This is a genomic window from Sporosarcina quadrami, assembly GCF_014836615.1.
In the GTDB taxonomy this organism is placed as follows: domain Bacteria; phylum Bacillota; class Bacilli; order Bacillales_A; family Planococcaceae; genus Sporosarcina; species Sporosarcina quadrami.
Map to the genome: position 1 here is coordinate 88852 of NZ_JACSQN010000010.1, position 24828 is coordinate 113679.

Genomic DNA, 24828 nt, shown 5'->3' on the forward strand with positions numbered 1-24828 from the left:
TATTTCACTTAATAATATCGCTTTGTTTCATTGGTACGCCGATGTAGTAGCCTTGAACGGCATCGATGCCCATCTCGATGAGCGCATTGAATTGTTCTTCCGTTTCAACACCTTCTGCAATGACGTACAGTCCCATCGATTTGCTGAAATGAATCATTCCTTCGACGAGCTGTCTCGTTTTCGGCGTTGTTAGTAACGATTGGATGAAGACTTTATCGATTTTAACTTTGGAAATAGGTAAGTTCTGCATGTATCTGAAAGACGCATAGCCAGTGCCGAAATCGTCAAGAATGAAGCGGATTCCTGCGTCTTGCAGTTCTTTCATCTGTCGGATTATCGCGCGTTCTTGTTCTGCCTGGAAAGCGAATTTCTCTGTAATTTCCAATTGAATTTTGTCAGCTGGACAATTCGTCTCTTTTAGAATTGACGTAAGTTTTTCTTTCATTTCGGAAGAATTGCTGAACTCCCGGACGGAAGTGTTGACAGAAATACGTATATCGGGTTTTTCTTGCATGAGTGTAACTGCGAATTTTGCAGCTTCTTCAATTACGTATGCGCCAATTGCGTTAATAAGTCCATTTTCTTCAGCAATAGGAATGAGTTCGTCGGGCGAAATCTGTCCGAGTTCCTCGTCTTCCCATCTGACAAGTGCTTCGTAGACGAGTACTTTGCCAGATGCAACGTCAAGCTTAGGTTGGTAGACGACTTGTAAGTTTTTATGATCTAGTGCTGTCAACATTTTCTTGTCGATGACCGATCGACGGTTCAGGACTTTGTGTGATTCCGCGGATAGTGTAGATATACGCCCGCCGCCTTGTTCGGTAATGCTTTTTGCTGTGGCGAGTGCCGCTTTGATGAGTTGCGTGTACGTCTGTTGATCTTCCGGATAGCGGACGATTCCTCCGCTTATTGACAAGGGAAGTGAATGGTTGTTAATGTATATCGGATGTTCTTTTAGAAAATCTAAAAAGCCATGTACGAACCATTCTCCGAATGAAGTTAGCACAACAAAGTGTCCAACGCCAATGCGGGCAATCGGGTCGCCTTGGAAAAAGCGTTTAAGTCGATTTGTGAATTCTTGGATGAGAACCGCTTCCGAATCTGAAGACTGTAAATCTTTTAACGTATAAAAGTGATCAATTGCTATGTAGACGAAAGAAAAATGCTTGTTTTCTACGATAAATTCGTTTACCATCGATTCTAGCTTATGTCGGCTCATCAAACCTGTTTCAAAGTCGATGAAAGCAATTTGTTGCAGTTTGTCTTGCAATTCTACATCTTCGGTAATATCAAGTTCCAAAAACGTGACGGATTCCAATGAACCTTCTTCATTCATTGACGGAATCGCCGTCATTTTTACATAGTATGGTTCCCCGTCTTTCGTCTGTTTTTCAGCAGTTCCGAACCACGACTTGCCTGTAGATATAAAGCTCCATATTGCATGCGCTTGTGCTTGGTCCTCTTCATTGTCAGAAAACATTTGCCATAAGGATTTCCCGATTATACGTTTAGGTGTCCAGTTGCTTGTAGCTAAGAAGTTATGATTAGCATAAGTGATTAGACCGTCGCCGTCCGTTCGTGTCACCATAAAGAATTGGACGAGACTGTCCATGACATAGGGAATATCGGTTTCGTTTGTTATATAGACCGAATCCATCTATCTCCGTCTCCTCTCGAAATGAAATATGTATTAAGTATATAGGAAACGAGTTAATTATACAGTAACCTATTTAAGTAAATAGTACCATATATCCATAGACTATAAAACTATTAATAAGGTGGTGGGCATTAATGAATAGAGCAAAAGGTATTTTCATGATCATTATAGGAGCTATGATGTGGGGCGCTACTGGGCCGATGATGGAATGGATTTTGTCGACAAGTGAGATGTCCATCTCTTTCATGCTTATTGTCCGACTCATTGTTGCCGGCGGCGCAATACTCATTGTTTTGAAGATGAAAGGTGTAAAAGTGATGCGTCCGCTACGCTTTAAAGTGTGGTCACGTCAAATGGTTCTGTTTGGTATTTTCGGTATGCTCGGCGTCCAATATTCATTTGCTGGTGCAATTGAGTCGAGTAATGCGGTTATCGCCACGTTATTTCAATTTCTCGCACCAATTTACATTATTTTGTTCGTATCGTTAAGACAGAAGGCCAAGCCGCCTGCTGCGCAAGTCATCGGTATGATTGTAACGATGGTCGGACTGTTTCTTTTATTGACGAACGGTACATTGTCGGGCTTTGCGTTAAGCAAGTCAGCGGTTTTCTGGGGCTTGACAGTCGGTTTCACATTCGCCTTTTATACGCTTTACCCCGTTCGCCTAATGAATGAATGGGGAGTGTTGTTGTCGGTCGGTTGGGGAATGCTAATTGGAGGGGTAACGCTTTTCATCCTGAACATTTTCAAATTTGGCAGTCAGGTGAAGTTACTGTCAGAGTGGAATGTGACGGGCATGTTGTTTCTCGTCATTATTATTGGGACAGTGGCTTTTGTGCTGTTCCTCGGTAGTATGAAGTACATATCACCGATAGAAACAAGTATCCTTTCTAGTTTTGAACCGCTGACAGCGATGATCGTTTCGGTGTTTTGGTTCGGAAGTGTGCTTGGCTATTGGCAAATTGCGGGAAGCATCATTATGCTACTCGGCATTACAGGCTTGTCCGTAGCAGGAAGCAGGATTAAGGAAGCGCGAGAAGAATAGGGACCGGTAGCCTTTACGGGTGCCGGTTTTTTTATTTGCCGAATCAAAATTAGAATTTGTACGCTATTCGAGCTACTGTCTATACATAATTGAATACATGTGACATAATGATGACAAAAGAAAAATAATTCGTATTACGAAACAGTTTCTGGGGGTACCAATCGATGAAAACAGTCTTCGCCTATGCAAAGCCATATAAATGGCCGATTATCATTGCAATAATTCTTATGCTGACGGAGCTTTCTGTTGAGCTCATTCAGCCATTATTAATTAAAAAAATCATTGATGACGGGATTCTCGCAGGTAATGAGAGTGTCATCTGGACGTGGGGCAGTGTCATGATGGGACTTGCCTTTGTTGCATTTTTCACAGGTGCCATCAATTCCTACTTTGCGGCGCATGCTGCCCAAAGTTTTGCGTTCGATCTCCGTCAAGCGCTATTCCGTCAAGTGCAAGCGTTCTCGATGGCGACATTCCTCCGTTTTCCAACTGCAGGTTTAATTACTCGGTTGACAAGTGATGTCAATATGGCGCAAAACGTTTTGTTCATGAGCCTTCGGATAATGTTACGTGCACCACTGCTTGTTCTGGGCAGTTTAATCATGGCATTTGTCGTCAATGTCAAGTTAGCGTTGTATCTCGTTATCGGGGCGCCGATTCTTCTTGTTTTCCTCATCATTATGGCGAGGAAAGGGGTCGGATACTTCTCCAATGTCCAAAATCGTTTGGACCGTGTGAACCGGGTTATCCAGGAGAATCTGCAAGCTGTCCGTCTCATTAAAGCGTATTTACGTGGTATGTATGAAGCGAGCCGCTTTTCAAAAGTGGCGGATTATTTACGCCGTGATACTGTAAAAGCGATGCGGATGATGGAACTGATTTTACCTGTTTTGCTGTTCATTATGAACGTCAGTCTGATGGCTGTTCTATGGTTTGGTGCAATTGAAATTACTAACGGAGATGCGCAAGTCGGTGAACTTGTCGCCATCGTCAACTATGCAATGCGGATGACAGGTGCATTTTCGATGTTCGCATTTATCATTGTCGCTTTATCACGAGCGAAAGCTTCTTCAGAGCGTATGGAAGAAGTGTTGCTTGCGAATGAAGATTTGGAGCAACACGATATAGAGAGTTCTAGCATGACCCGTTTCGACGGAGATTTACGATTTGAAAATGTGTCATTCCACTATGCAGGTAAGCCGGAACCGATTGTCGACAATGTGTCTTTCCATGTAGCACCTGGAGAAAAACTTGCCATTATGGGAGCGACAGGTTCTGGTAAATCGACTTTGTTAAATCTCATTCCACGCATTTTTGAAGCGACGGAAGGGAAGATCTATGTCGGCGGGGTAGACATAAACGAGTGGGCATTGAAAGATTTACGGGATGCGATTGGACTCGTTCCCCAGCAATCGATCTTGTTTACAGGTTCCATTTTGGAAAACTTGTCGTGGGGAGATAGTGAAGCAGCACCCGATGAGTTGGAGGAAGCTGCGAAAAAAGCGCAAATCCATGAATCAATCGATTTATTCCCGAAAAAGTATGGGACACGTGTCGGACAAAAAGGCGTCAACTTATCGGGAGGACAGAAGCAACGGCTATCCATCGCGAGAGCGCTCGTCCGCAAACCCTCTATCCTTATTCTGGACGACAGTACGAGTGCTTTGGACGTCAAGACGGAAATGGCGCTTTGGAAGTCGCTTGAAAAAGAGGCGGCTACGATGCTTGTCGTCACGCAAAAAGTGCAGACTGCTATCGGTGCGGACAGTATTCTTCTATTGGATGAAGGGAAAGTCGTCGGATATGGCAAGCATGCTGATCTGATGAAGCAATCCGCGTTGTATCGAAAAATTGCGGAATCCCAATCAGAAGAGGAGGCGATTACAGATGTTACGGACCATTCGTAAACCGTTCGGATATGAACCGATCATTAAAAAAGAGGATATAAAAGGCCCGAACAAAAAGAAAGTCGAACGGGCGAGCGATTGGAAGTTTGTGCTGAAACGTATTTGGCAACTGGTCGATGAACAACGCGGGTTACTCATTGCTGTGCTTGCGCTCGTTCTTGTCAGCTCTGTTCTTGCGCTCCTCGGTCCTTTCTTAATCGGTAAAATTATTGATAACCATATAATCGCTATGCAATTTGACGGTCTTGGTAAACAAATTGGCATATTAGTCGTTATCTATCTAGGGCTTTCGCTTGCGACTTATTTCCAAAGTTTCTGGATGGTGGGCATTGCGCAACAATCCGTATTCAAATTGCGTACGGATCTGTTTAGCCATCTGCAAAAATTGCCTGTCACGTTTTTCGATAAACGGCAGCATGGGGAACTGATGAGCCGGGTGACGAATGATATTGAAAACGTCAGTCAGACATTGAATTCATCGTTCATTCAAGTATTTTCAAGTGTGTTGACGTTAGCCGGGACGCTAGGAGTCATGATCTATTTGAGTCCTACGTTGACATTATTGACGATGACAATTGTACCTGTCATGTTCGTCGCTATACGATGGATTACGAGACGTACGGGACTGTTATTCAAAGAGCAGCAGCGGGCGGTTGGTGAGCTCAACGGAATGATTGAAGAAACGATTTCCGGACAGCGTATCGTCAAGGCATTCTCCCAAGAAGAGCGTGTCATGGAAGAGTTTGCACAGAAAAGTGAACGGCTGCGCAGAACGGGTTTCTGGGCATTGACGTATTCTGGTTTCATCCCGAAAGTGATGAACATGCTGAACAACGCGAGTTTTGCCATTGTAGCTGGTGTCGGCGGTTTGTTAGCGCTAAGAGGGGATGGCATCGTGACTATCGGAACGATCGTCATCTTCTCGGAATATGCGCGTCAGTTTACAAGACCGCTTAACGATCTGTCTAACCAATTCAATACCGTGTTATCCGCAATTGCAGGTGCTGAACGTGTCTTTAAGATTATGGATGAACCGATCGAGCAAGATGAAGCGACAACCCATCAAGATACTGTTCTAAAGGGAGATGTCGAGTTCCGCAATGTCTCCTTCGGTTATGCGGTTGAAACAGACGGCTACACGATTGAAGATGTTTCATTCCATGTGAAGTCGGGTGAAACGGTTGCGTTTGTTGGAGCGACAGGTGCAGGGAAAACGACAATTATGCAACTGCTAGCCCGTTTTTACGAGGCGAATGAAGGGCAGATTCTTATAGATGGCATCCCGATCAGTGACTTACCGCGCTCGACATTGCGTAGTCAAACAGCATTCGTCTTGCAGGATCCGTTCCTGTTTGAAGCGACTGTCATGGAAAACATCCGTTACGGCAAGCTTGACGCGACGGATGATGAAGTCATTGAAGCTGCGAAGCGTGCAAATGCGCACAGTTTTGTGTCGCGTCTGGAACATGGCTACGACACTGTATTGACAGCTGATGGTGGAGAAATTTCACAGGGCCAGAAGCAATTGCTATCAATTGCGCGTGCGCTCGTCGCAGATCCCGTACTACTCTTGCTCGATGAAGCGACAAGTAGTATCGATACCGTTACAGAATTGCAAATTCAAGAAGCGCTCGACCGACTAATGGAAGGGCGGACAAGTTTCGTAATTGCGCATAGATTGAACACAGTGCGGAAAGCGGATACCGTCTATGTCATGGGGCAGGGGAAGCTGCTTGAATCAGGTTCACAAGAAGAATTGATTGAACGGCAAGGCGTCTATTATACGATGCTTATGGATTCGAAAGTATAAGAAAAAGGCTGCGGATTTCCGCAGCCTTTTGTAATGCCGATTACTTCTTATCTTCAAAATCGAGTAGCGTTCCGTCATCGAAATGGACTTCCAAATCGAATTCCGTATACGTATCCAGACCGAACCACGTCATTAACTTTTCAATCGCCTCTTCTTGAGATGTATCTTTAGTGAACATGATGTCGATGAACATTTCATCCAGTTTCACCATCGCTTCATCTTCTTTCAAGTCCAAGCCAGCTAACTTGTTTTTGTACTCTGCTTCCAGATTGCGGTCCATTTCGTAACTTGCTTCAACAGTATCTTTACCGTCCACATCGATATCCAAATCAAACTTATTGAATCCGTATGCGTTTCCTGTATCTAGGGAGCCGCCTTCTTTCTCATTCTCATGCACCAATGTTGCATCTTCACGATTCGGCTTATCCGCATTTTTTCCTAAATTCCCGCATGCCCCAAGTACTAGTGCAGCAAACAGTAGGAACGCAGTGACTTTAACTATTTTTCCCATACTAACAAAACCTCCCAAAGTAGTCTCTACTCATTAATTTCCTTCATTTGAAGAAATTAAACACTGAACAGCGCAGACATTTTGAAAGAGAGTGGATTTGTGACGGTTTTGTTGTGTTATGAGCGCGTCTACGTTTCGTTACGCGGCGGTTACGTTGTGTCACGCCGTTTTACGTTTCGATACGAAGAGGTTACGTTTCGTTGCGCGGGCTTTACATTTCGTTGCGGCCTTTACGTTTCGATACGGCGTGTCTACGTTTCGATACGAAGAGGTTACGTTTCATTGCGCCGTCTTTACGTTTCGTTGCGGCCTCTACGTTTCGATACGGCGTGTCTACGTTTCGATACGGCGCATCTACGTTTCGTTACGCTGGCTTTACATTTCGTTACACCTTTCCGCTTCCATTAATCATCCCGCGGATAATCCAACAGTCAAGCAAACCCAAAGTCGTGCCTCATGCACTTGACACTTCAAAATCCTTACATAAAAAACAACCGCATGAATCAGCGGTTGTTCAATCATCTATTTACCATTTCACGCGGCGGTCTTCAGCACAACCAAGCATTTGCCGAATTCGCAAAATCGTACCGTCCTGCAACTTAACCGATCCATTGAAATAGCCGGTTGCCTGATTCACTTTTATTTTTGCGAACTGCATATTTGAAGCTGTCGACCGTTCAAAGAAAGGAGTAAACGTCAGATTTACTTGATCGGAAAACTTCGTATGGATCTTCCACGGTGACATCAAAGCATCCGTGCCGTACATGAAAATAACGTCCTCATGAATTTTTGTCATCACACCATCTACAAAAATTGCGTTTTCCGTCATCCCCGTTCCGTCCGTCCATTTCCCACCAAAATTCAACCCGATGCGCTTACCCCCGATGCGTTGCGAAGCCATCCCCCAGTTCCACTCCGATTCGCGGGGCCATATACCGCGGGCAAAATCCAACACTGCAAAACTATAATCAGGGTTGAAATCATATCGTCGTTTCCCGATCTTCACAAACCCTTGCGTCGGCAAAGTATGGTGCTTAGACGTGAATTGAAACAAATCACGTTTCCGGGGTATGACGACATGTAACGAATCATCTTCTTCAGGATGTGAAATATGTAAATCAGCATGCAACACTTCATTATCAAAATCCTGAATGGTGACCGATAAATGCGTTTCTCCTTGGATATGTACGAGTTGCACCGAAATCCGGTCATTAATGAATTTCACATTACCGAATACGTCCGCAGGCATTTTCACTTTTCGGGCAACAGGAATGAAAACCTGCTTTTCACAAAAACGTTGCGTTTCATAATCGAGTATGTAAACAGAACAAATCGCCGTGTAATCCAAATGGATAATTGAAGCGGAGAATAATAGATCTTCACCGAACACAGACCAATGATTCCATTTCTTCTTACGCATGAAATGTCCTGCTAAGTTGCTTTCTATATAAGGTCGACGGGCAAAACCGATTGCTTCAGGATTCAATAAACCTTTTTTATCACAAAGCAGAACCGGTTCCGTAATTTCCCTTTCAGCATGTTGCAAAAGATTGCCCCCCCATCTATTGTCTTTTATATACATCATTGCTATACTTTATATTGTATCAGATAGACGGGGCATTAGCTCAGCTGGGAGAGTGTCACGCTGGCAGTGTGAAGGTCACCGGTTCGAGCCCGGTATGCTCCATATGGAAAAACACGACTTGAACCCTTGATGCATAAGGGTTCTTTTTGTTTTGTCTTTTATAATGAATGATGTAAAATTGATGCTAAAATGACCGTTGATGTAAAATTGATGTAAAACTTTGCGGTAATCAAAAATAAACCGTGATAAATGGCATAAAAAAGACGGGAAGCGAGGAGAAATAGATCCTGCTGCTTCACCGTTTATTTTGCGTTTTCCTTATTCGCGAATAGACCTTCGAATGTATCGCCTGCCATTTTATCGGCTGTCCGCAATACGTGTCCGTATGTGTCCATCGTAATTCTGATAGACGAGTGTCCAAAACGTTCTGAAATGACTTTCGCATGGATGTTCTGTGCAATCATCAAACTGGCTGACGTGTGCCGTATGTCATGTAACCGTATATATCTGAATCCCGTTCTGTCCGTGAACCTCTTCCACCAGGTCGATGGGGTAGTAGGGTAGAAATGTGAACCATCCACGTTGCAGAATACCCATGATCTATTATGTTCCGCCCATTTGTCGCCCATTATCAGTTTATTTTTCATACAATCAATTTTAAACCGCTTCAATTCATCCATTACAGATGGTGCAAGAGAGACGAGTCGGTTTGAAGTCTTAGATTTAGGCGGTTTGATGTGTGGACCATTACGAGTGTTTACGATCGTTTGGGAAATATCAATCAATCCATTTTCAAAGTCAATCTTGTCCCACTCCAAACCAAGTCCTTCACCTCTTCGTAATCCACCTACAATCAATAAAGTCATGAACATTCTCCAATGGCTGTCTTCCTCTTCTAACAGTGTGAGTAGTGTTGAAACCTCTTCAAAATCATACACATTCAAAGTTCTAGCTTCTTCATTTTTATTCCTCGGTTTGCTGACGCCTTCCATTGGATCCTCTTTAATCAATCGTTTCTGTTTTGCATATTTGAAAATACTTTTCAGCGTGTTGTATACGCTTTGTTGGGAAGTCGTAGCGAGTGGCTTGTCAGAGCCGTCTTTCCTTTTTAGATTGTGGAGAAGGTCATCCAAAAGGGAAGGGTTCACGTCCTGCAAATTCCAATGTCCGATATTCGGTAGGATGTGCGTGTCCAATATAGATAAATGATTGGTGATAGTCGTTTCAGAGAGTTCTTTGTAAGCGTACTTCTCTTTCCATTCTTCAATGAATGCAGATACCGTCATTTTACCTGGAACGATGTACGCGCCCGATAAGGCTTCTTGTTTGAACTTTAGATACTCATGGTTCAGATATTCCCTCAGTTGCTTAGGAGTCATCTTCTCGGTAATAGTAATGGTCTTAGTTCTTCTTCTATATTTTCCGTCGGCTCCACGTCCCAGGCTGACAGTGAAAAAATAGGAATCATCGCCACGCTTTTGGATATTAGCCACTAGATCACTCCTTTAATTTTCTTTGAAATCATCGTCATAATTTATATCTATTCCATCAGAATCTTTCCACTCATTTATGTTCTTGAATGCATTTCTTTCATTAAGGTATGCCGCTTTAATCTCTTCGTCGGATGGATAGTTTTTCTGTTTGTCCTCAAATAAAGCATTAAGAATTTTATAAACCATTATTTTTTCTTTAGAAGTTAACTTATATTTATCGAAGTACACATTTCCATTAAGCAATTCTTCAATGTCGGTAAATTCTTTTTTCCTATATTCTTCAATTAAAAATACTTCGTTCTGTTTTTCTATATAATCGTCAAATTGCTCAGATGTCATTGAGTTGAAAAATTCCTCTTGTTGTTGCCGTATTAATAATTCCTCTTTTGTATAGTAGCCCGCTGCAACCATTAAGTCGAAATGAGATACACCTAATGGATCAGCCAATTTATGCAAAACGTCATTTGAAGGTTTTGTGTTTTTTCCTGTTTCAATTTGTGAGAGATAAGGATGTGAAACGCCTGATAGTTCTGCTAGTTTTCTTATTGAAAATCCTTTGTTTAATCTTTGTTCCTTTATAAATTCACCTATTACCAATAAAAACGCCACCTCTCTAGACTCTTTATAATATATGATAACAAAAACGGTTGATAAATCAAACGGAAATAAACAAATCGCTTATAATGGTTGACAAAACAACCGATTGAATATTATGATAGGGTTAACGGTTGATATACCAACCACTAAAAATGGAGGGAAGAAAAAATGTCAAGAAAACAAGAGGTAGAAGGTATCAAAAAAATTGTACTTACAGTAAAAGAAGTCGCCGAACTACTGGATGTTTCCACAACTACCATCTATACAATGGTGCGTTGCTCGGAAATTCCACACACACGGATTCGTTCGAAGATTGTCTTTCATGCACCAACAATTGAAAAGTGGGTCGCAGGCGAAAGCCACGAAAGAGAGGTTGTTCAGCTGTGACAGATTGGGGCATTTTCCTAGCATATGCAATCCCGGCATTCGCAATCATGAGTGTGTGGCTGGGATCGTACTGGCGGAGTTTAGGCGAAGAGGGAGGTGAATAATATGAACTACGAAAAGCACATGAAATCTTCAATTGCATTCTTCAGAAGCATGGCAGAGAAGAACAGGGGAGAAGAGAAAACGAATTCGGATTTTCAAGAAGGCCATACAGTTGGTGCGGCGATTGCTTGGGATGTTGCAGCCAATCACTTGGAAGCGTTACTCAGATGGGAGGGTAAGTAATTGGCGAAACGTGACCAATTGTCCATACATCTTTTGAAAGTGCTGGATCAGCATGTAAGGAACATTCCTTACTATTCGCGACTGGTCGGCGGAGAAGAGAAACTTCCAAAAAATTATGGTTCTTATGTTGAGCAACTGACGAGGATTGACGAAGCGAACCGAATCATTAAGGCAGCCGAGGAAGCATTTAACGAATTAGAGCCAAGAAAGAAGTCGCTCATTAGCTTGTATTATTTCGAGGATAAGGAACCTACTCTTGGGGCATCGGCGGAACTGTCAGAATTCAGCAAGTCGGGAGCAGGCAGAGCGAAAAAAGATTATCTGTGGCTCATCGCAAGAAAATTAGGTTGGATATGAAAGGGAGGAACAACAATGAATACACAACAGCTTATATCGAAAATGGATGATTCTGTAGGGGAATTATCTTTACAACTGCAATCCTTATATCACATTCAACAGGCATTAGGGCGTATGGCTCTAGAAGCAGATGACAAGTATGCAGGAGAAAAGCAATCCCACTTTTTATGGGACCACAATAACACTTTGCAAATGATAGATGCACTTCTATTCAGGTTAGTAACAGAGATGCGCGAAACACGTAATCAGTTAGCAGAAATTCATGAACAGACGTTAGGGCAACAAAAAGAGCCTTCACTTCCCGGCAAGGAATAATTCGAAGGCTCAGTAATATAATCGTTCTGTAATTTTAACACAAAAGTGATGAAGCGACAAACGCTGTTTTCCGGCAGCGCGTTAGGCGAAGAGGGGAAATCGCAAATGGCTAACCACCAACCAACGACAAAAATAAGAAGGGGCGTCGTATTAGGACAACCCTCTTCCCGGAAGGAGTTATTTGAATGAATTCTGTTATAGAGAACATAACACAGGAAGACGAAAAAGTAAACAATAATCATTTTGAGAAAATGTTAAAGTCCGCACTGTACTATGCAGAATGGATGAACTGGCATGTTTTCCCCGTTCATAGTCTCAGTAACGGAAAGTGTACTTGTACAAATCCGAACTGTAAACAAGTTGCGAAGCATCCAATCCCCCATAACGGATTGAAGGCAGCGACAAACGACATAGAAATCATTGGAAAATGGTGGAATAAGGACTATCCAGGAGCGAATATAGGAATCCGAACAGGTAAAGAATCAGGGATTTTCGTGCTAGATGTAGATATACACAAAATAGATGGTCGGGAAACACTAGATGAACTGACAACGGAACACGGATCATTGCCTGATACTGTCGAAGCCATAACCGGTTCAGGTGGCAGCCATTATCTCTTTAACTATCAAGATGGTATCGGTAACAAGGTGAATTTTCAACCAGGACTTGATATTCGAGGAGATGGCGGCTATATAGTAGCTTCACCGTCGATTCATGAAACAGGAGTTCGATATGAGTGGGAACTGTCGTCACGACCATCAGAAGTGCTTGTAGCAGATGCGCCAAGGTGGTTGGTGAATCTCATAAATCCTTCCAGCCGGTCAAATAGCAAAGCAGTAGCGCATGAATCATCACATTGGCACAAGCTTATGCAGGGATTGGCAGAAGGTGAAGGACGTAATCCTGCAGCGGCTTCGTTAGTTGGCCATCTCCTATCAAGAAGGGTAGATTTGCTTCTAGTTTACGAGATGATGCACCTTTGGAACGAACGCAACGATCCTCCATTAGATCAAAAGGAATTAGACACGGTAATTGCTAGTATCGCAAAAAAAGAGTTTGAGAGGAGGGGTAGATAGTGGCAAAACCCCCATTGGAAATTATCAATCTAGCAGAAAGACAAAAGGAAAAAAATCAGAAGCCGGAAATACAAACTGTCCTTCACCCCTCCGGAATCAACGTGAAAATACCTGAAGGATTTGAAGTGAAGGATGGTCGGCTTTACATTATCGTTTCGGAAGGTAAGGGCGAAAACAAGATTACCTTTCCAGTCCATTTAATCAGGACGTTCCCAATCATCACACGATCTCTTACGAATATCGAACGCTCCGAATACTATTATGAAATATGTTGGCAGAATGAAGGCCGGATGTATAAGGAAGTTGTGCCTGCACTGACCATCTCGACAGCCGTAGAACTGAAGAAAATATCGAATATGTCCTTAGCCGTAAATGACAATAACGCGAAGAACCTAATTAATTTCTTCGATAAATTTTTACTTATAAATAACGTACCATCAAGTGAAATGGTTGAACGTCTCGGTCATGTCGATGGAATGCTTGTTCATCCGCTTCAGAATTTTGGAATCGAAATACTTCCAGGAGACATAGGGGAAAAGCAAATTTTTGAAGCATTCAAGACTTCAGGGACGAGCGCGGATTGGATAAATTCGGTTTTTAAGTTATTGGAGCCACACCCCAAAGCGTTATTGATGGTCATTTCATCGTTTACATCGATTATATTGGAAGATTTGAAGTTAGGACCATTCATTATCGATCTATCTGGTCCGACATCAAAAGGAAAAACATCAGTTTTGAAAGCGGCTGCCAGTGTATGGGGAACTGAATATCTAGTATCTGAATGGAATGGTACAGCAGTCTCTTTTGAAAGGAAATCAGCGTTTCTGAACAGCTTCCCTCTATTGCTAGACGATAGCATGAAGGCGGACGAGAAACAGCTTCAGCGGTTCATTTACAATTTCAGCGGCGGACGTTCCAAAGGGCGAGGGAGTATTTCTGGAAGTCAAAAGGAATTCACATGGAATAACTTAATGCTATCGACAGGCGAAACTTCACTATTGGATTACGCAGAACGTGCAGGTGGAGCGGCGGCGCGTGTACTGCCCATTAAGGGTATTCCTTTTCAAGACGTTGATCACACGTTCTTTAGCAGTCTCTATTCAGCTATGGAAAACAATTATGGAACAATTGGATTGGAATTCATTAATAAATGGAAGCTGCATATGAACGAATCGTTGCCTATGTACTATCAATACAATGAAATGTTCCAAAGGAAAAGTAATGGTAATGAAGTAGTCTCCAGGATTGCCAGGCACTATGCAGCACTCTACTTTACAGCAGGACTATTGATGAAGTTTTTCAATGCATCATTGGATATTGGATGGGTAGAAGTCTTGTTTGATCAAATCATTGAAGAGAACAAATCAGTGGACAAGCCTATGCAGATGTTGGAAGCCATCCTTACTGATTTGGATGCTTCGAGGGAATCAATATCCGGCAAGTATGAAGTCATTAGAGACATGAAAGCCATATACAAAGACGGGACTTTATATGTCACGCCTGCTTACTTAAAAGAGTTCCTGGGTGTTGAAATGAGCACAATAAGAAATGAATGGCTTAGACGCGGCATTTCCATACAGTGTTCAGATCGGGGGAAGGTTGTAGATTATAAAGGAATTGCGCATCACGGAAAAACTCGGCGCGTTGTAGCAATTAACCCTGATTTCATAAAAGAATTAGGATTCGATTTCACCGAATTACACAAGATTACGTAAGGTTAAGTTATTTGTAATTTGCAAAACGTTGAAGTGAAAAGCTTAATCGACACATATTACAAGAATTACACAATTACACATAATTAATAGCCTTCATATAAAGACAACTTTTTTTACTTGGCTATGTTTCTATTACTATATCTACTAGTTTCGGTAATTGTGTAATTGTGTAATTAATTTTTTTTTACCGCATCAATAAAGGATTCCCCAATTACAAATGCATCAATTAATGTGTAATTTAAGTGTGATTCCGTCGTAATGAATTTCAATTATTCATGTGAACGAAAAATCAAAGTCTGAAGCATAACCAGTTTTAAGATTTAGAGGGGAAATCATTTAGTGGGAGAATCTTGCAACCAATTCCAATACTAAATGAAAGAGGTTATGACAATGACAACAGTTTATGTAGAGCTACAAGAAAGCCTATCAGGAAGTCTCCAATTATTTGTGAAGGAATGCCCATTCTGTCAGAAGCGGCATTATCACGGAATCGGTGAATGGCCAAGAGATTCACCATGTACCTATTCAGAAGATGGATTCATCTTACAAGGTGGAACGTATGACTTTCGAATTGATTGGACAGATCCAGCTCATGCAGAACTGAAGGAAAAGTATTCAGCATTGACGGACAAGCAGTCTTGATGTGAAAGGAATAATCTTGACGCGGCATAATATGTATAGGGGGTGGTGAGTTGAATAAAGCAGATGATTATGGAGATTTGAAATGGCAGCTATTTCACTTGTCACAAGCATTAACCAGGGCAAAGCGGATGGAAAAGTATCGGGCGGATTTCTTTGAAGAACTCTATGAGTCTATCGTATATCCAAGCGTTAATTTAGACTACAACAATCCTGTCATGCATAGCGCAAAAGTAGACATACAGGCAATACGTATTATCCAATTGAAGGAAAGATATGACAAGAAAATCCAACAGGAATATGAAAAGCATTTGAGGTGGAAGGATTTACTGGCATGGGCGATTGAAACAGACGAACACCTTCTAATCAGATACTTTCAGAAGAGGGACTACCTTGAGCCTACTATCGTTATGAGACTGCTACGGCGACTGGAAGTCCGCATTCATGACGAAGAGTTCACGCTTGAAAAGGAACGTGACGATCTGGCGAAAGAGACTTATAAAATTCACCGTAAAGATTTCCATGATAAGTATGCCGTAAAAATACCACTGGATCACGTGGACAAGCAGCAGTATTTAATCAATGGCCAGTTTGTTTACATGACACCTGAAGAGTACGCGGAAGATAAAGTAAATAGAAAGGCAGCGTCCGATGAACGGATGAAAAACTTTATGGCTGATATTAAAAGAAGGAGAGCTGAAGCGACATGAATCTGATTGTCCTATTCAGAAGTCTGTTTAAGAAAAGAAAGTGGAAGCGGAAGAAAGAACCAATCGACGAGCCAAAACTATCTACACTGGAACGCATTCATATTTTAAAAGAAGGCGGTACCGTCTCGGAAGATTCCACAATACACACTGGATCAGTATTGGACAGAATCCATGGAATCAAGAATGAAGAACGAAATGAACCGGCATTCGAATTTATAACTCTTAACAAACAAAACACTAATAGAACAGGAGAATGAAAATGAAATTTATTGAAAACTACTCAAAAGCAATAGAGAAAATCAACCAACGGATCAGCGTTTTGGAAGGCCAGAATGAAACGGATCAGCAGAAGTTGGATCAGCTGCAGAAAGAATATAAAGGGTACTTACATGAGGGCGACATCGACCAGGCAACTTCCTTACGAAAGCAAATCAAGGAATTGGAAACTGAAATGGAAACGCGTTCAGATATGATCGAAGTTTTGCAGGATCCAAAGGGCAGTTTAAAACAGGACGCTGCAATCAAGGCGGCAAAGGAATATCTGAAAGTACGGGAAGACTACGGTAAGCGCAGGGAGAAGACGATCAGACGCGTGCAGAAGTTGCAAGCTGAGTACTTAGCTGCACTGCATGAAGCAGTTGATTTCAATAACGAGTTGCACGACCTGACCACACAAATCGGGAGGTTGAAGAACGCAACGAACTGGAAGAGTGAGGAAGTGAAGGCTCAGACAGGAGTAGACATGAATACTTACATCAATGGTTCACGACTTGAGATTAGCATGCTGGATTACTTCGTTCAACACGGCGAGATATACAGCCGGTGATAATCCAGAAACATGCTGACTCCCCCCTATGAGTATTCGAATTGAATGACACAATTCAAGCGAGCGCATAGCTTCGTGTAATGCGCAGGAAGTTCCGTGTGACCCCCTACCCCCTAAAAGAAATGATGGATATAGGTGTAGGGGGTCACGGGAATGTTCATATCTATACAAACTTAATTGATTGTAGAAGAAAATGTAAAAACACATCTATTTATAACTGGAGGAATGAAGATGAGTAAAAGAGACGAAATGGGCTTCGTGAGATTCGAAGAAAACACAATGGTAATTGATATTAGTCAGGATGAATGGCACAAGATGTACTTCAAGAAACTTGGAGGAAGACCGATTAATGGAGAAGCCATAAGGAGATTTGCCAGCGAACATATTCGCAACATTGCGCAAAGACATAAAGTAAGCCCTGAAAATTTACGGTTGATAAATCTTGCGGATGAGCGCGAAGAGTAATTGTTTTAGCGACACCATCTATATAGAGGGTTATGCATTGATATGGGGCGAGTTATCAAGCGAGATCACTTCAAGTGACGGTGAAAAGTTCAGGGAGCGTTTTTCTAAAGGATCTTTAGTTGAATCGATTACAAAGAGAAATCAAGAGTTATGGTATAACCACAAAAAATTCACTTTCCATGCAGGAGTAGATGAAGGCAGCCTTCAATTCGAAGAGGATGATGTGGGCTTGTGGATGGAAGCTAAACTAGTCTACACTGACCGGACGAAAGAAGCATTTATGGAACTTGCGACTTGGGATTCCAAAGCAGTTAGCATCGGATTTTTAGCAAAGGACTGCACATATCAAAGAGAAAAATCCGAAACCATCAGGAATGTAAAGAAAGCAGAACTTGTGGAAGTGAGTCTTGTGAACAAAGGAGCCTATCCCAGTGCATTCGTGACTGTGAAAGGATATATGGAAGAACGCGGCTATAATCGTCGTGAATGGGAACAAAAACGTGCAAAAAGAAGGCTTTTACAGCTGATTGATAGCTAAAAAGGAGGTGAAAAGTATGATTGAAAGACGAATTGTAACAGGGACGATGACTGAAGTTGTCGCTAGGGAAGAGTATCGGAAACGGTTTGGTAAAGAACCGCAAAACGATGCCGAAATGTATGAGTCGCTCCAGGAAGATGACAAGCGAAAAGAAATATTGAAGATGCTGGTCAACTAACAAAGTGGAGGGGGTTTTTCCCCTCCTATTTTATTATTAGGAAGGTGAGAGAAAATGGCTTCGAAAGATGTAGGCAGTTTAAGAACGAGACTATCTTGGGAAGATGATGGTGCGGATAAGTCGCTTAAAGGCTTTCGTGATGATTTAAAAAGTTTGCGTACTGAAATGGGAGTGGCTAAATCCAGTGGCAAGGAATATGCGCAAAGTCTGAAAGGGTTGCGTGAGCAGTCAGACATTTTGACTCGCACACTCAAAACTCAGAAAGAACAGGTCACCGAACTCCGTAAACGCTATGAAGAATCGAAGCGTGTGAAAGGCGAGGACTCCGACCAAACACGTAAACTGTCTGACGAATACAACAAGGCTGTCGCGGCGATGAACCGTACGGAGGGACAGCTAGAACGTGTGAATGGCGCGTTGCGAGATCAGATGAACCCGCTTAAAAATCTCGGTAAGCAGTGGGAAGAAACAGGGGCGAAAATTCAATCGATTGGCAAAGGCTTGACCGATTTTGGTAAAGACTACTCGATGAAAGTCACGGCTCCAATTGTGGCAGTTGGTGCAGCAGCGTTTAAAGCATCAGTAGATTATGAGTCGGCGTTCGCGGGGATCAGGAAAACGACAGATGCTTCAGAAGAAGAATTTGCAGCCCTTTCTAAAGGGATACGTGAAATGGCAAGAGAGCTTCCTGTAGCAGCCACCGAAATAGCAGCAGTCGGTGAAGCGGCGGGACAACTCGGGATTGCGAAAGAGGATATTCTTGAATTCTCACGCGTCATGATCGATTTAGGAGAATCTTCCAATCTATCAGCCGACCAGGCAGCGACTCAGCTTGCTCGATTCGCCAACATCACGCAGATGTCAATGAAGGATATTCGGAGACTTGGCTCCGTCATTGTTGATTTAGGAAATAACAGTGCAACAACCGAATCGGACATCGTTTCCATGGGGATGCGTCTTTCAGGTGTAGGAGCACAAATGGGAATGTCTGAAGCCAATATCATGTCACTAGCCGCTGCCATGTCTTCAGTAGGTATTGAAGCGGAAGCCGGTGGTTCAGCCATGTCGGCAGTCATGAAGAAAATCAATACAGCTGTCGCAAATGGAGGACAGGCACTTGATGAATTTGCAGAAGTGGCGCATATGTCCGCTACAGATTTTGCAGAAAGTTGGAAGTCGAATCCTATTGAAGCATTGGATCTCTTTATTAAGGGAGTTGCCAAGTCTGGTGAAGAAGGAGAAAACCTTGCTGCCATACTTGGATTCTTAGGTATCAAGGGAATACGTGAACAGGATACATTGCTCCGTTTGGCGGGTGCAGCAGATTTACTTTCCTATTCTGTCGGAATCGGAAATACCGCTTGGGAAGAGAATATAGCACTGACCAATGAAGCGGCTCAGCGATACGGAACGACCGAATCACAGTTGAAAATCATGTGGAATCGTGTGAAGGATATGGCGATTACATTAGGCGATGCACTAATACCTGCTGTCATGGCTGCCATCGAAGCAGCCGAACCATTAATTCAGCAAATTGAATCAGGCGCAAAGGCATTCGCCGATATGGACAAAGAGCAGCAGGAAACCATTATCAAGATGATCGCCCTCGTCGCGGCAGTCGGTCCGGCATCTATAGCACTCGGTGGTCTAACGACGACCATTGGCGGGGTGGTAGGCATGGGCGGCAAGTTAATGTCTACACTCGGTAAAGCGGGCGGAACTGGGATGCTTGGAAGCTTAGGGATGATGGGACCAGCAGCGGGTACTCCTGTAGGATTGGCAGTGCTTGGAATTGGAGCCCTTGCCGCAGGTGTTTATGTATTGGACAAAGCAATGTATGGAAACTTGGAAGCTACAGTAAGGTCAATTGAAAAACGTCAAGAAGAAATTGCGTCATTGGACAAACTGATTGCGGCATTTGAATTGCTGAAACTGAAAAATAAGCTAACAACAGACGAAATGCTCCGATATATGGACATTGCAACAGAAATTAAAAACGCGCGAACGGAAGATGCAATTAAAGCATTATCAGAAGAACAGCAGAAACTTATGGAAAAGTCCGGTTTAACAAATGAAGAGATGGAACGCTTCCTTGACATGAATGACAAGTTAATTCAGAAGGCTCCGTCTACTGCAAAAGCCATTTCAGAGCAAGGAAACGCATATGCAGCCGTTACGGACGAAATCAAGAAACTGAACGCGGAAGAAGCGCGCAGGCTTGCCGATGATACGTATGTCACATTGACTAATGAAATGGGTAAGCAAGCAAAGTTGCTAAAAGACCAAAAAGGATTAACGAATGAAATCAAGAAATTGGAAAATGAACGCGAAGCAGCTAACAAATTAGTGTCCCTAGCCGTTCAAGATTTGAATAAACACGATCTCGAAACAGCAAAACTCAGGGAGCGGACGGCAAAGGCATCCGGTGAAGAACGTGTCACATTAGAAAAAATGGTGAAGTCGGCAGAAGAGCAGCGAAATCATCTTGACGCAATCGTATTCCAACACCAAGACGCCGCGGACAAGATTGGAAAGCAGATTGGTAAAAAGCAAGAATCATTGAATGAAACCAATAAAGAATTAAAGGCTTTCGATGACCTATCTTATAAGTATGAAGAGTTGATATTGAGTCAAGTTGGTATTACGTCTGAACGTGGAGAAGGCATCAAGAAGTTACAAGAAGAGCAACGTAATATTGATGAATCACGAAAAAGGCTAGAAGCCATGAAAAATTCTGGAGCTGAGCTTGGTGCTGAATATGACGAACAAAACAAGAAACTGACCGAACAGCAAAACAAGATTGACCAGGCGAAAAGAAAACTCAATGAAATGAACGAGATTGCCAAAGCGAGAATTAACAAAGATATTTACCTAAATCCGCAGCCGACAATCGAGTCAATAAACTCTAAATTATCGGCTTCTATTTCGAAAACGGTGAACATACAAATGGGTCAAATGCCTGTGGGGTATGCAGCTAGTACAAGTTACCGCAAAGAGAATGCGGCCATCGTGGGGTGTGTAGAGTGAGCTTAGCAATGTGTATTCTACAGAATGATTATATTATCGCTTGTGCCGATTCAGCGGTCGCCTACTTCCCTGATGATGGTGAGAAGGAAGCCACGCAGTTCAGAAGCGATAAAATATTCAAGCTGTCGGACAAAGTCTTTTTTATAGCAACAGGTAAAAGCATCCTGGTTAGCATTTTAAAAGTCGAGTTGAGGGAAGTATTATCCAGTAATGCGGATCTAATTATGTGTATGGCTGTCGCTGAACGTGTACTGAAAGACTTGAAAAAAGGGATTGTTAGGAATCCGGAGAAAATCATTAGAGATTTGTCCGATAAACTTGAAATGGATTTTCATTATGAGCGAGACATCGAACCGGCATTATCGCTATTTCAAAAAGATGACTATGTGGATATGGCAGCATACTTAATCGGATTCACGGATGCTGGAAGAAGTGGAATGGTAGATATCCGGTCATCATCGTTTGTTAAAACACCAGAGGATAGTTTAAAAGGGTTTCCTCTAATCATTCTTGGACCGGACGATGAATTTAATGATGATGCCGATCAGTTTTCTAAATACCAAAAAATCTTAATACCACCAATCGAGCAGCGGACGTTTGATAATTTTATGTCAAGAATGGTGTATGTGCATGCACAAATCAGCGCGGATAATCCGATTAACGTTTCGACTGATGCAAACTTTCAGATACTCACAAAGCATAATGGAGAAATAATGTGGCAGGAAACGAAAATTGATACATTACAGTTTTACAAAGAATGGGGGCTAGGTTAATGAGTAATGTGGTGAAGCTACACAACACTACAGCGGTCGATTTGAAGACTAGCAAAGAGATATTGATATCCAACATCAGGGATGAAGCGAATGAACTTAGGGGAATGGCTAAACAGTTCTTAGACGACACACTAACAATTCCGACTGATGCATTTAAAGAACTGTGCGACAACATGGAACCCTTTGAAAAAGGAATTGACCTAATACTGGAAGAAGCTGAAAAGGCGGAAGCCCTTCCAGATACAGAAGTGGTAGTGGAGTTCCTTGAAAATGTACAAAAAGAAATCAGGGAATATAGAGGTACACTATTCACATTTTATGAATTGACAAAGGGAGGGGCTTAGGCTCCTTCTTTTTTTGCGCTGAACATAAAAAGCCGCAACCAATCGGAAGCGACCTTTTCATACATCATACGTTATTTATTTCGTACAACTTGATAAAAAATATACTTTGCTTCATCTGTTCCCTCGTAGTCAATGATACTCTTCTCGATTCTTAGTTCGGTGTCTACTCCATCGACCGGCATTGTGAAAATTCCACCTGATTCTTTTAATACACGCTCATTACCAATCAAAGTTACCAACTCACTCTTCATTCCTCTGAAAAGTAGTTTTTCATCAACCAAGTTGTTGTCTTCATACAACAACACTACCACTTTTTTTTCGTCCATATTTGTTTCCCCCCTTCCACACTAATCATAATGTAGAAGCAATCATCTGTCACTATAGGGAAAATTTGAATCATTGACGGCCAGCGTCATTTTTTATTTTTATCCTTCTTTTGCATCGGGAAGCCGATCTTTCTGGAATGCTCAATAATTTTCCTAGCTTCTTCAGCTGCTGCTTCTTTTTTTGTCAAATTCATGACCTCCTAAACTATTCTGTATTACTAGCAATATGCCCATTAAAATATCTATTCATACCTCCACCCTATCAATCATATAATTCAATAAGTCTGAGACACAGCGACACAGTAGATGGTCAAAATAGCAAAAGGGGGAAAAGCGTTGACGGTGGGGGAGAGTAATCGGAAGGTTCGGAGCGACAAGAAAAAAGAAGTGAAACCGACCATATCCATTCAGTTAAAAGATACAATATACAGGATTTCATACATTACAAATTCACCTGTAAAGGACGTTGCAGAATCACTCTGCATCCACGGTATGGCTTCAAAGAAAGTATTGGATGTTCTATCATGGAACCTAAGAAGAACAATCAGATTGGACAATACGATGTATATAGGTGACATTGCTCGGTCATCTCTACAGCGGATGGGTCCAGTTGGGGAATGTGAGAGGATTTCCGTTAGATTCAAACAAATTGATTTTGAAAACTTGTCCACCCTGGCATTCGGTCTATCTGTCACTCCATCGAGGGCTACAGCACTGCTACTGGATGCGAGCATTAGGGATAGGGATTTTATCAATAGTTATTTTGAAGGCTATCTAAACAAGCAGCTAGACGACCGTAGGATGGCTGAATTGAAATCAGTATTAAAATATCTGAACGAGAACAATCCGTATGAAGAGGAGATATCTTGGGGGATGCTGCTATCGTACATCGTGGAGGAAATAAAGGATAGTGCATCCACAGTTACTGAGTCCATATCGGCTTATATAAAGAAGTGGAAATGAAAGATTGATGTAAAATTGATGTAAAAATTGATGTAAAACCGCATAAAATCGAGTTAAGACGTGTTAAACGATTCGACAAAAACTGATGTAAACGTTGATATATCAACATTCTTGATAACCTGTAATAAGTCGGACACCTTACTGGCAGTGTGAAGGTCACCGGTTCGAGCCCGGTATGCTCCATATCTAGGAACCTTGTCAAATTAACGTTTGATGAGGTTTCTTTTTTTATGCTTACTTTCTTTTTGGCTGAATTTCGCTTTATGTATGTTAAATAACGGCGTTTTTTATTAATTTTTATAAAATAAGAAATGATTCTGCGGATAAAATGTAAAACCACCTCAGTCAATAATTAATGAGGTGGTTTGTTATTCAGAATTTGTTTGATTGAATTATATAGTCATTCACAAATGCTTTTATGAAAAATAATTCATCATCATTTGGATTTCTATTATTTTCCACCTTAAAGGACTTGATTGCATGATCTAATGAAGTGGATGTTACAGCTTTACTGGCTGTAGTTAACTCTTTCCAAAATTTATTCATTTCATCTAAATCGCAAATAGATTCATGTCCAAGTAGGAACATGTCAGCGTCATACTTTTGAATGTCTTGAATCATTGGCAATAACATCGCTTGCTTGTAATGAAATAAAGAATTTGTAGTTGTACTATACACACAATCAGCTAAAAATATCACTTTTTCATCGGGAATGTAAACAACTGTTGAATCATCGGTATGCGTACTTGAAATCTTTTCGAGTATGCAAACTTTGTTTCCTAAATCAATCGTCAATCTATCTTCGAAAATAATATCAGGGGAGTTCAACTTGAAATTAGCCCTATTGGGTATCTCTTCTTGAATAATCTCCATACACATCTTGTTCATCTGATTAGAATGCACATACTCTTCCAACGAACTATCATCAAACTTATAACTACGCCATTTTGTCAACACATCGTCCGTTTCGCTATTAACGATAACCGTGGCTGCAAATTCATTCATACCGAGGAAGTGATCCCAATGTGCATGCGTAATAACCAAGTATTTAACTGGTGGCACATGTAATTTTTCGATTTCTCGTAGAAAATCATTAGCATGCTGAGTTGAATTTCCAGCATCTATTATTAGGCTATATTGGTCACCGCATACCAATCCCAATGTCGGTCGATCTTTATCGTTTTGATTAGACAAATAGTAAATGGAATTACTTAATTTTTTCAACATGTTATTGCTCCTCTATTCTATATACAATATTTATGAATGTATGAAAGAGAAAATCTACATGTATATTCAAT

The 24828-nt window shown here is 41.8% G+C and carries 27 protein-coding genes and 1 tRNA gene; 21 read left to right on the forward strand and 7 right to left on the reverse strand.

Annotated elements, in window-relative coordinates:
- Nucleotides 1-4: 4 nt before the first annotated feature.
- On the reverse strand, nucleotides 5-1657 hold the full coding sequence (locus tag H9649_RS11960) for a sensor domain-containing protein (RefSeq protein ID WP_191695128.1): 1653 nt from the start codon (nucleotides 1655-1657) through the stop codon (nucleotides 5-7).
- Nucleotides 1658-1791: 134 nt separating this feature from the next.
- Between H9649_RS11960 and H9649_RS11965 the strand changes: the two genes are divergently transcribed.
- The 3 genes from H9649_RS11965 (at nucleotide 1792) to H9649_RS11975 (ending at nucleotide 6420) form a co-directional block, all read left to right on the forward strand.
- Nucleotides 1792-2703: a DMT family transporter gene (locus tag H9649_RS11965; RefSeq protein WP_191695129.1), complete on the forward strand. Its 912-nt coding sequence runs from the start codon at nucleotides 1792-1794 to the stop codon at nucleotides 2701-2703.
- Between the two features lie 164 nt (nucleotides 2704-2867).
- Nucleotides 2868-4610: an ABC transporter ATP-binding protein gene (locus tag H9649_RS11970; RefSeq protein WP_191695130.1), complete on the forward strand. Its 1743-nt coding sequence runs from the start codon at nucleotides 2868-2870 to the stop codon at nucleotides 4608-4610.
- A complete protein-coding gene (locus H9649_RS11975; RefSeq protein WP_191695131.1) occupies nucleotides 4591-6420 on the forward strand; it encodes an ABC transporter ATP-binding protein in 1830 nt (609 codons plus the stop codon). The genes H9649_RS11970 and H9649_RS11975 overlap by 20 nt, the downstream gene beginning before the upstream one ends.
- 40 nt (nucleotides 6421-6460) lie before the next feature.
- Here H9649_RS11975 and H9649_RS11980 read toward each other — a convergent pair whose 3' ends face one another.
- Complete coding sequence (locus H9649_RS11980) at nucleotides 6461-6931, reverse strand: YusW family protein (protein WP_191695132.1); 471 nt, start codon at nucleotides 6929-6931, stop codon at nucleotides 6461-6463.
- 526 nt (nucleotides 6932-7457) lie between these two features.
- Nucleotides 7458-8477, reverse strand: coding sequence for a DUF2804 domain-containing protein (locus tag H9649_RS11985; RefSeq protein WP_225229842.1), 1020 nt, complete (start codon nucleotides 8475-8477; stop codon nucleotides 7458-7460).
- A gap of 68 nt (nucleotides 8478-8545) precedes the next feature.
- Between H9649_RS11985 and H9649_RS11990 the strand changes: the two genes are divergently transcribed.
- Nucleotides 8546-8618, forward strand: a tRNA-Ala gene (locus tag H9649_RS11990).
- Nucleotides 8619-8818: 200 nt separating this feature from the next.
- On the opposite strand, the gene H9649_RS11995 is transcribed toward H9649_RS11990, so the two are convergent.
- Both H9649_RS11995 and H9649_RS12000 read right to left on the reverse strand, forming a co-directional pair.
- Nucleotides 8819-10009 carry a tyrosine-type recombinase/integrase gene (locus H9649_RS11995; protein ID WP_191695133.1) on the reverse strand — a complete coding sequence of 397 codons (1191 nt, stop codon included), beginning with the start codon at nucleotides 10007-10009 and terminating at the stop codon, nucleotides 8819-8821.
- A gap of 12 nt (nucleotides 10010-10021) precedes the next feature.
- Nucleotides 10022-10606, reverse strand: a complete 585-nt coding sequence (locus H9649_RS12000; protein ID WP_191695134.1) for a helix-turn-helix domain-containing protein — start codon at nucleotides 10604-10606, stop codon at nucleotides 10022-10024.
- Nucleotides 10607-10774: 168 nt separating this feature from the next.
- Between H9649_RS12000 and H9649_RS12005 the strand changes: the two genes are divergently transcribed.
- From H9649_RS12005 to H9649_RS12080, 16 genes are all read left to right on the forward strand, one after another.
- A complete protein-coding gene (locus H9649_RS12005; RefSeq protein WP_225229843.1) occupies nucleotides 10775-10993 on the forward strand; it encodes a helix-turn-helix domain-containing protein in 219 nt (72 codons plus the stop codon).
- A 105-nt stretch (nucleotides 10994-11098) separates the two neighbouring features.
- The gene (locus H9649_RS12010; protein WP_191695135.1) at nucleotides 11099-11278 is read left to right on the forward strand and encodes a hypothetical protein; all 180 of its coding nucleotides are present in this window, start codon (nucleotides 11099-11101) and stop codon (nucleotides 11276-11278) included.
- Complete coding sequence (locus H9649_RS12015; protein ID WP_191695136.1) at nucleotides 11279-11635, forward strand: hypothetical protein; 357 nt, start codon at nucleotides 11279-11281, stop codon at nucleotides 11633-11635.
- A 15-nt stretch (nucleotides 11636-11650) separates the two neighbouring features.
- Entirely contained in the window at nucleotides 11651-11950 is a 300-nt protein-coding gene (locus H9649_RS12020; protein ID WP_191695137.1) for a hypothetical protein, read from the forward strand.
- 185 nt (nucleotides 11951-12135) lie between these two features.
- Nucleotides 12136-13026 (forward strand): bifunctional DNA primase/polymerase, encoded by an 891-nt coding sequence (locus tag H9649_RS12025; protein WP_191695138.1) that lies wholly within the window; start codon nucleotides 12136-12138, stop codon nucleotides 13024-13026.
- Complete coding sequence (locus H9649_RS12030; protein WP_191695139.1) at nucleotides 13026-14741, forward strand: DUF927 domain-containing protein; 1716 nt, start codon at nucleotides 13026-13028, stop codon at nucleotides 14739-14741. The genes H9649_RS12025 and H9649_RS12030 overlap by 1 nt, the downstream gene beginning before the upstream one ends.
- A gap of 390 nt (nucleotides 14742-15131) precedes the next feature.
- Nucleotides 15132-15383, forward strand: coding sequence for a hypothetical protein (locus H9649_RS12035; protein WP_191695140.1), 252 nt, complete (start codon nucleotides 15132-15134; stop codon nucleotides 15381-15383).
- Between the two features lie 50 nt (nucleotides 15384-15433).
- Nucleotides 15434-16090, forward strand: coding sequence for a hypothetical protein (locus H9649_RS12040; protein ID WP_191695141.1), 657 nt, complete (start codon nucleotides 15434-15436; stop codon nucleotides 16088-16090).
- Complete coding sequence (locus tag H9649_RS12045) at nucleotides 16087-16347, forward strand: hypothetical protein (protein ID WP_191695142.1); 261 nt, start codon at nucleotides 16087-16089, stop codon at nucleotides 16345-16347. The genes H9649_RS12040 and H9649_RS12045 overlap by 4 nt, the downstream gene beginning before the upstream one ends.
- A gap of 2 nt (nucleotides 16348-16349) precedes the next feature.
- The gene (locus tag H9649_RS12050) at nucleotides 16350-16916 is read left to right on the forward strand and encodes a hypothetical protein (protein WP_191695143.1); all 567 of its coding nucleotides are present in this window, start codon (nucleotides 16350-16352) and stop codon (nucleotides 16914-16916) included.
- A 231-nt stretch (nucleotides 16917-17147) separates the two neighbouring features.
- A complete protein-coding gene (locus H9649_RS12055) occupies nucleotides 17148-17381 on the forward strand; it encodes a hypothetical protein (protein WP_191695144.1) in 234 nt (77 codons plus the stop codon).
- Nucleotides 17365-17919 carry an HK97 family phage prohead protease gene (locus H9649_RS12060; protein ID WP_225229858.1) on the forward strand — a complete coding sequence of 185 codons (555 nt, stop codon included), beginning with the start codon at nucleotides 17365-17367 and terminating at the stop codon, nucleotides 17917-17919. Before H9649_RS12055 ends, H9649_RS12060 begins: the two co-directional genes overlap by 17 nt.
- A gap of 16 nt (nucleotides 17920-17935) precedes the next feature.
- The gene (locus H9649_RS12065) at nucleotides 17936-18097 is read left to right on the forward strand and encodes a hypothetical protein (RefSeq protein WP_191695146.1); all 162 of its coding nucleotides are present in this window, start codon (nucleotides 17936-17938) and stop codon (nucleotides 18095-18097) included.
- A gap of 54 nt (nucleotides 18098-18151) precedes the next feature.
- The gene (locus H9649_RS12070) at nucleotides 18152-21124 is read left to right on the forward strand and encodes a phage tail tape measure protein (RefSeq protein WP_191695147.1); all 2973 of its coding nucleotides are present in this window, start codon (nucleotides 18152-18154) and stop codon (nucleotides 21122-21124) included.
- Nucleotides 21121-21897, forward strand: coding sequence for a hypothetical protein (locus tag H9649_RS12075; protein ID WP_191695148.1), 777 nt, complete (start codon nucleotides 21121-21123; stop codon nucleotides 21895-21897). Before H9649_RS12070 ends, H9649_RS12075 begins: the two co-directional genes overlap by 4 nt.
- Nucleotides 21897-22241, forward strand: a complete 345-nt coding sequence (locus tag H9649_RS12080; protein ID WP_191695149.1) for a hypothetical protein — start codon at nucleotides 21897-21899, stop codon at nucleotides 22239-22241. Before H9649_RS12075 ends, H9649_RS12080 begins: the two co-directional genes overlap by 1 nt.
- Before the next feature lie 71 nt (nucleotides 22242-22312).
- On the opposite strand, the gene H9649_RS12085 is transcribed toward H9649_RS12080, so the two are convergent.
- Nucleotides 22313-22567, reverse strand: coding sequence for a hypothetical protein (locus tag H9649_RS12085; protein WP_191695150.1), 255 nt, complete (start codon nucleotides 22565-22567; stop codon nucleotides 22313-22315).
- A 342-nt stretch (nucleotides 22568-22909) separates the two neighbouring features.
- Between H9649_RS12085 and H9649_RS12090 the strand changes: the two genes are divergently transcribed.
- Nucleotides 22910-23530, forward strand: a complete 621-nt coding sequence (locus tag H9649_RS12090) for a hypothetical protein (protein WP_318241686.1) — start codon at nucleotides 22910-22912, stop codon at nucleotides 23528-23530.
- 372 nt (nucleotides 23531-23902) lie between these two features.
- On the opposite strand, the gene H9649_RS12095 is transcribed toward H9649_RS12090, so the two are convergent.
- The gene (locus tag H9649_RS12095; RefSeq protein ID WP_191695152.1) at nucleotides 23903-24757 is read right to left on the reverse strand and encodes an MBL fold metallo-hydrolase; all 855 of its coding nucleotides are present in this window, start codon (nucleotides 24755-24757) and stop codon (nucleotides 23903-23905) included.
- Nucleotides 24758-24828 lie beyond the last annotated feature (71 nt).